The 7,954-nt window shown below is 72.3% G+C and carries 4 protein-coding genes; 3 read left to right on the top strand and 1 reads right to left on the bottom strand.

From position 1 onward, the window contains the following. The first annotated feature begins 293 nt into the window (after positions 1-293). Together AB0L53_RS15950 and AB0L53_RS15945 are read left to right on the top strand one after the other, a co-directional pair. Positions 294-1,787: a hypothetical protein gene (locus tag AB0L53_RS15950; RefSeq protein WP_363993646.1), complete on the top strand. Its 1,494-nt coding sequence runs from the start codon at positions 294-296 to the stop codon at positions 1,785-1,787. A 195-nt stretch (positions 1,788-1,982) separates the two neighbouring features. After that, the gene (locus AB0L53_RS15945; RefSeq protein WP_363993644.1) at positions 1,983-5,225 is read left to right on the top strand and encodes a chromosome partitioning protein ParA; all 3,243 of its coding nucleotides are present in this window, start codon (positions 1,983-1,985) and stop codon (positions 5,223-5,225) included. A gap of 201 nt (positions 5,226-5,426) precedes the next feature. Here AB0L53_RS15945 and AB0L53_RS15940 read toward each other — a convergent pair whose 3' ends face one another. Continuing rightward, positions 5,427-6,626, bottom strand: a complete 1,200-nt coding sequence (locus tag AB0L53_RS15940; RefSeq protein WP_363993642.1) for a citrate synthase — start codon at positions 6,624-6,626, stop codon at positions 5,427-5,429. Positions 6,627-6,694: 68 nt separating this feature from the next. On the opposite strand from AB0L53_RS15940, the gene AB0L53_RS15935 reads away from it, so the two are divergent. Next, a complete protein-coding gene (locus AB0L53_RS15935; RefSeq protein WP_363993640.1) occupies positions 6,695-7,909 on the top strand; it encodes a hypothetical protein in 1,215 nt (404 codons plus the stop codon). The last annotated feature ends 45 nt before the right edge of the window (positions 7,910-7,954 follow it).

Genomic DNA, 7,954 nt, shown 5'->3' with positions numbered 1-7,954 from the left:
GCACCACAGGCTCCTTCAACATCACCACCGCGACCGGCACCCGCCAAGGCATCAACCACAAACACATCCGCCTGCTCCAAAGAGCCGACGGCTACGGCTACACCACGACTCAGGAGAGCATCGTTGAACGGTGAACCTCAGGGCACACTCAGGCCGCTGGGAGCCTTCCCGTCCCCGTTTCCTCTCCGGCGTGAACGCCGGGGTATCCACGGGTGGTTCTGATGACCGGCACTCGTCCATCCTCCGAGTCCTCGGAGTCCGTCGGTGCGGGCCGCTCTTTGGGGGGCTCAGGCGTGGGTCGTTCGTCGACGGGCGCCGGGGCTCGCCGATCGCTGGAGGACGACGCGGTCGCACACGTGCGGGCGCGGTCGGGCGGGCCGCTGCGGCTGGGGGCCGGTGTCGCGGCGCCACCCGGGATGGTACGGCTCACGCGCCCCGACTCCACCGGCCAGGCCCTGCCGGTGTGGCCCGACGCGGCCACCCCATCGCTGCTCGACGAATACCAGGTGGCCCCGGTCCCGGTCGAACGCTCGGGCGAGACCCGGCGGGTGCTGGCGGCGACGCTCAAGTGCTGCTGGACCGATCTGTCCGTCGACCCGTGGCCGGGCACGCCGGCGCCGGTCGAGCTGATCCTCGACACCTACCGGGCGCTGATCGGCCGGGCCGACGACCTGATGCGCAACTGGGCCATCGGGGCGCTGCGTCGGCTGCACGACTCGGCGTGGATCGTCATGTCCGACGGCGTGGTCTCGCTGGGCCCGCGCTGCGCCCTGTGGCCGGTCGAGTCGCACGCCCAGCTGAAGGAGCTGGTCCGGCGCATTCCCACACCGGAGCAACGGGACCTCACGGTGGTCGCGGACGCCGACATCGTGGCGGCCGCCACACAGGAATCCCACGGGCTGCAGGAACCACCCGCGGTAGAACACCCTTCCGCCGCGCAAGGACCGCTAGTCGTGCGGCCATCACCTGACGCACAAGAACCCACCGTGCAGCAGCCGTCCGAGGCGCGGGCGCAGGAGACCGCGACCGCGACCGCGACGACGGCGGCGGCGACGACGACGACAGTGGCGGTGGCGGCACCGGCGGTGGCGGGCCGGGTCGAGGGCGGTGCGGCGGAGTTCGACGAGCTGCTGGGCGGCTATGACGAGCGGCGGCGGGCCGAGCTGGTGGCGGCGTTCATGGCCGTGGAGCATGGCGCCGAGCCGGTGCTGGAGGCCCGGTTCGGCGGGCTGCGCGATCCCGCGCTCCGCCACACGCTGGGCGAGATGCTCGCCCGACGAGGCCGGACGCTGATCCAGCACCGCGAGCGATGGACCTCGGGCTACGACGACGCCTACCGCGCCGAGCCGACACCCGCGACCACGCCCCCGGCCGCCGGGGCCGGGTCCGGGTCCGCCGGGGCCGGGTCCGGGGCGGCGGCGGGGCTGGGTGAGAGTGAGCGGGCGGTGTTGACGCTGGTGCTGGTGCATTCGGTGGCGATTCCGAGGGCGGAGGGGCTGCTGCCCGACGACACCTGGCTCTCGCCGCACCCGACTCCCGTCGACGAGCTGCGCCGCCACACCCAGTTGCCGATCGGCGAGCTGGAGGCGGCGCTACGGATGCTGCGGCACGCCGGGCTGCTGACCCAGGTCAAGGCGGGCGAGGAGGCCGGCGGTTACGCGCCGGGACCGCAGTTCCACCGGCTCACCCCGGCGGCGCGGCGACGGCTGCAGGAGGAGCTGATCCTGGCGGCCGGACCACACAGCCCGCTGGCCGCGGCCGTACGCGCGCGGAGATCGACAGGGTAGCCACCCGGACCTGTCGGCCGGATAGCCAGCCGGACCTGGCAGGCACCAAGCGTCAGTCCTCACCCGGGCGGCGCGGCGAACAGACAGCGAGCATCCGCCCCACCCAGGGGCGCGCGGCGAACAGACAGCGAGCGTCAGTCCCGGCCGGGTCGGCGCGGTGGAACGGAAGGACTACGGGGGTCACAGGTGTCGCAGGTGGAGAACGTCGTCGGGGACCGGGTGTTGATCGCCATGCAGGCGGTCAACATCTCACGGCTCTCGACCCATCCGGTGCCGACCGTCCCCGGCACGCTCATCGTCGTCGCGGGGGCCGGGCCCAAGGACTCCAACGGCGCGGGCAAGTCGTCGTTCATCGCGTCGATCACGGCGTTGCTGGGTGACGAGCAGTGGCGTTTCGCCTCGGGTGCGAAGGCGGTGTCGGAGCTGCTGTTCAACGCCGAGCTGGCCAGTGGCGCGGGCGCCCGCCAGTGGGCCAGCGCCGACCACGGCTACATCATCGGCGTGTTCGGGCGGCCCGGCGCGTCCTACGACCTGCCTCTCCGAGCCACCGGCCCAGTTCCCGGCGCCGTCGCCTCAGAAGAGACCACCGGGCCGGAGCAGGGCACCCCAATCGCTGACCAAGCCACCGGACCGGGGCATGGCACCTCCATCGCTGACCAAGCCACCGGGCCGGAGCAGATCAGCGTGGGCGTGGAGCCGGCCGCGCCGGATGACGGTGAGTTGTTCCCCGTGCCCGACACATCTGGCGGGGCCGTCACCGTGTGGCTCAAGGTCAACCAGGAGGCCCCCCACCTGGAGATCCGCTGGCGCGAGGGCGTGCACCTGGCCTCCGCCGCGTCCGAGGCCGAGCGCGTGGTGCGCGCCGACGAGATGTGGGCGACGCTGCCCAAGTCCGCCGGGCGGCGCGACGTGGTCGCCCGCGACCTGACCAAGGTGCTCTACGGCGACCGCATCCGGTGCGTGTCGTTCCTGTCGACCTCGGTCCGGAGCAAGGTCGCCACCAACCTGCTCTCCCAGCCGCTCAACGAGATCTCGCCGGAGCGCGTGTTCGAGGCCATCGCGGCCCTGACCGGCCTCGACGCCGAGCTCGAGCAGGAGCGCGAGGCTCGCCGGGACGAGCACGCCAAGCGCGTACGGGCGGCGCAGGCGGCCGATCGGCTGGCCGAGTTCGAGGCGGAGTCGAGGGCGTTGCTGACCACGTTCGACCGGCGCGATCAGGCCCGGATCCGGCTGGCCGACGCGCTGCGGTGCTGGCGCGGGCGCCAGGCTCGCAAGCTGGACGACGCGGCGGCCAAGGACGAACTGCTGGTCGCCGAGCTCGAACGGCACCGGACCGCGGGCGAGACGGCGGCCGAGGCGCTCTCCATGGTGAAGGCCGAGCTCACCACCCTGAAGGACGACACGCTCGATCGGAGGGTGGCGGAGGCGCGCAAGGAGCTGGCCGCGATGCAGGCGCGGGCCGCCAAGCTCGACGCCGACCGGGCCGTGGCGGAGAACTCCGCCGACGAGTTGCGCGGCCTGATCCCGGCGCTGGAGGAGACGCGCCGGTTCTCGGACGGCCGTGATGTGCCCACGGCCGAGCGGGAGCTGCGGGAGGCTCGGCTTCGGCTGAACGAGGCGCTGAAGGCGCTGGGCGTGGCCGATCGCGAGGTGGCTTCTGCGCAGGCCGCGCTGGACGACGCTGAGGGCGGCCCGGCCGCTGCCCAGCTCAACGCGCTGGCCGCGGCGGGTGTCGTGGCGACGGGCCTCCTGGACGCACTGGACGTGGCCGAACAAGCCCGCGACTACGCCCGCGCCGACGGTGACCAGGCCGGACCCGCTGGCCGCCCATCCCCCAAGGCAGCCGGTCAAGCGGCCGATGGCGCAGCCAGCAGAGCGGTTACGACCGCTGGCGCTGGGGTGCCTGGTGGGGCTGGGCTCGGGTTGGAGGACTTGCGGGGGTGGCCGAACGAGCACGCCGTGATCGTCGACGCCGGCCAGCTCGAAGCGGCTGCCGCGGCCTTGGTCGAGCTGCCCGGTTCGGTCCTGGTGAGTGCCGCCGGGGTGAGCGTGGTGGGGGCGTTCGACGGGGAGGCGACCGGCCGGGAGGCGCGGATCAAGGCCGCCGAACACCGGCTCAACCGGGCCAAGGACACCCAGGAGACCGCGGCGCAGACCGTACGCGATGGGGAGGAAGGTGTCGCGGAGGGACAGCGGCGGCTGGAGGGGGCGCAAGCGGGAGTACGGCTCGCCGAGCTGGAGACGAAGCTGGCCGGGCGGCGGGCGCGGCTGGGCGAGCTGACGACGGCGCTGGAGGAGCTGGCGCCCGCGGTGGCGGAGGCCGAGCGGCAGGCGGCCGCGCTCGACTTCCGGGCCCGCACGAAGGACATGGAGATCGAACGCCTGGAGGGGCGGCGGCAGCGGCACGAGGGCGAGCGGGCCCGGTCGCGCCAGGACGAGACGAGGGTGAGCGGCGAACGGGAGGCGCTCAAGGTCGAGGCGCTGGCCGCCGACTGGGGCGGCACCGCCGAGGGAGCACGGGAGTGGCTCAAGGCGCTGCCCGAGGGCGAACGAGCGCGCACCGCCGAGGAATGGTGGCGCGTCGCCGAACGGCACTTCGACCAGGCGTTGCGCGACACGTTCCCGGAGGAGGACGCGGAGATCCCGGAGGAGCTGCGGTTCTTGCTGTCCGAGCGTGGGGGGAGCACGGCGCGGGAGCAGGCGACGTTCGCGGCGGTGTGCGGCTCGCTGGCCTCCTATCTGCGCGGGCAGGAAGAATACGAGAAGCACCAGCGGCGTCAGATCGAGGCGCAGGTCGTGTCGAGGCAGCGTGACCTGGCCGCGGCCGACAAGGGGGCGGAGGAGGCGGCCAGTTCGACGGCGGTGCACCGGGCGGCGCTGACGGCGGCGATCAAGTCCCGGCTCACGAGGGTCGCCGAGGAGTTCGAGCAGCTCGACACGTCTTACGGAGGTTACGGGGCGACGCTGGAGTTCCCCGTGCCACCGGCGCCCGCGGATCCTGAACAGCGCTGGCAATGGCGCGTCACGCCCAAGTGGCGGCGCGGCGAGGGCCAAGGCTTCGTCCCGTACAACCGGCGGGCCAACACCGCGCTCATGGACGAGAAGGCGGTCAAGCTGGTGTGCGCGGCGGCGATCGCGTCGTCCGGGGGCGGGCATCTGTGCCTGGTGCTCGACGAGCTGGGCCGCAACCTGGGCAAGGAGCACCGGCGGGAGGCGGTGGCGCTGTTCCGGCGGATCGGCGAGACGTACGGGATCACGGTGATCGGGGCGCTCCAGGACGACATGGAGCCGTACGCGATCGACGCCTGCGGGCAGTACATCAAGCTCAGGCGATCGTCGGACGCGATGCCGTACAACGAGCCGCCGGTGATCGTCGGGCACGACGAGCACGCGGAGCGTGTGCGGGCATTGGCCGCCTACGTAGACAGGAGCGCCTGATCGGCGGGGCCGCCCATGGGTGCGAACCGCCCATGCGCTCGGATCTGCCCCATGCGTGCGTGACCGGCCCATACGGGTCCGCCCCCTCCGGATTCGCCCCATGCGCGCCGGACCGGCCCATACGGGACCGCCCTATGCGTGTGGGACCGCGCATGCGTGTGGGACCGTACTTGATCAGCGGACGCGTCCATGCGCGGGCCGTTATCTGATCGGCGGGCCGACGTACGAGGCGCGGAGGCGGAGGAGGGAGCCCTTGGCGTATTCCTCCATCGCGTGGGCCAGCCACCCGGCGGTCCTGGCCACCGCGAAGATCGCCTCGCCGGAGCCGGGCACCATCCCGGCGACTCCGGGGAGAGTGGCGAGCGCGAAGTCGACGTTCTGTTCGGGCAGGCGTCGCCGACGGACCTCAGCCAGTACGGCCTGGACCACGGCGATGCGTTCGTGGTCCGGCGCGGCCTGCTTCACCAGGTCGAGCAGGAGGCCGCCGCGCGCGTCGCCGTTCTTGTAGACGCTGTGGCCGAAGCCGGGGATGCGCTCGCCCCGGCGTATCCGATCGGTGATCGCGCGCGGGGCCTGGCCGGGTTCGGTCACCTCGGCCAGCAGCCGTTCGGCCGCGTGGGACGCGCCGCCGTGCAGGGGGCCGCCGAGCACGCCGAGGCCGGTCAGCACCACGGCGTACGGGTCGGCGCGAGCGGAGGCGGCGACCCGGGCGGCCAGCGTGGAGGCGGCCAGCTCGTGGTCGGCGAGCAGCACCAGCGCGCCCCGCAGTGCGGCCAGGAGGGCGGGGGTCGCGGGCCGCGGGCACAGACGGGACCAGAGCCGCTCGGCGATCGACTCACCGCCGGGGGGCTGGAGCGCTGGGAGAGCGTCGACCAGACCGGAGATGAGGCGACGGCCGGTGGCGGCGACGGAGGCGGGATCGAGCTGGTAGCGGAGGGAGTCGGCGGCGCCGAGGACCGTGGTGATCACCTGCAGGCGATCCAGGAGCGGCAGACCTTCGGGGAGGCCGCGCTGAGCCGCGATTGCGGCCTGCGCCATCTCCGGATCGTGTGCCCAACCCCGCGCCGCATGGTCCGAAGCGAAGGCGTTGGGATCGCCTGTCCACAGCCACTCGGCAACCGTTTCGAAGTCGGCGGTTCGGGCCAGAGTGAGGGCGTCGCGGCCGCGGTAGTACGGGCGGTCCAGACCGAGCGCGGTGATGCCGGATTCGATGACCAGCTCCGGCGGCTGGCCGCGTGGCCGCCCGCGCCGGGCCAGCTGCTCGATCTCCGCCGCGTCGAACAGGCTGCGCCGGTCCTCGCTGTGACGTCGCTTGAGCACACCCCGGCTCACGTACGCGTAGAGAGTGGCGGGCTTCACGCCGAGCCGCTCGGCCGCCGTCGCCGCGTCGATCCACTCCACGCCAAAGCCTCCCATATTGATGAAAATCAATATTGATACACGTTGAGCAAGCGTGTCAACGTGTGGACATGCCCAAAGTTCACTTCCTTGACGTGACCAACCGAGACGGCGTGCAGACCGCGCGCACCGGCCTGTCGAAGTTCGGCAAGACCATGGTCAACTTCTACCTGGCCAAGCTCGGGGTGGCTCAGTCCGAGATCGGTTTCCCCTTCCTGTTCCACGAGGTGCCCTACGTACGGGCGCAGACGGCGCTGGCCGAGGCGGGTGCGTTGGGCGAGTTGCGGTTGTCGGGCTGGTGCCGTGGTGTGCCGCAGGACGTGGAGAAGGCGGCGCCGCTCGGCCTGAAGCACTACAACCTGTCCATCTCCACATCGGACTACATGATCCAGAACAAGTTCCGCGGCCGCCTCGACCGCGGCGCGATCATGCGGGAGATGACGGCGGCCGTGCGGGCGGCCAAGGCGGCGGGCGCGCTGACCGTGGGCGTCAACGCGGAGGACGGGTCGCGGACGGATGACGGGTTCTTGCTGGAGTTCGCGCTGGCGGCCAAGGAGGCGGGCGCCGACCGGGTCCGCTACTGCGACACCATCGGCGGCGACACCCCCGACCGGATCCGCGAACGCTTCGCCAAGCTGGCCTCGGCCGTCGGGATGCCCGTCGAGACGCACTGCCACAACGACCTCGGCCTTGCCGTGGCCAACTCCATCTCGGGCGCGCTCGGCGACCTGGAGGCCGGGCAGGACGCGTGGATCAACACCTGTGTGAACGGCATCGGCGAGCGTTCCGGCAACGCCGACCTGCTGTCCACGATCCTCGCCTTCGAGCACGGTTTCGGGCTCCAGGCGGAGATCGGTGACGCCATCGACCTGTCGTGGGCGCGCAGGTTCGGGCTGTGGGCGAGTTACGCGTTCGGGCAGCCCCTGCCGTACAACCAGGTGGGGGTGGGACGCAACGCGTTCGCGCACGAGTCGGGCATCCACGCCGACGGGGCGCTGAAGGATCACGGCAACTACGAGCTGTACGACGAGGCGACGCTCGGACCGTTCCCCGAGGACTGGCACGCGCGCGGCGGGCGGGTCGTGCTGACCGGCGAGTACGGCGGGAAGGCCGGATTCCGGCACGTCATGGACGGGCTCGGCGTGGACGTGCGGGAGGAGGACCTGGCGTTCCGGCTGGTGCAGCTCTGCAACGCGATGACCGGCCGACCGCTCACGGACGACGAACTACGGCTGATCGCGGCGTATCCACGGGAGCTGGCACTGCTGTTCCCGGAGTACGAGTGAGGCCCCGGGCGCTCAGCCCGGATCCGGCAGGAGTGGCGGCTCATA

Source organism: Nonomuraea sp. NPDC052129, assembly GCF_040680095.1.
In the GTDB taxonomy this organism is placed as follows: domain Bacteria; phylum Actinomycetota; class Actinomycetes; order Streptosporangiales; family Streptosporangiaceae; genus Nonomuraea.
This window is presented reverse-complemented; position numbering and strand designations above follow the sequence as displayed.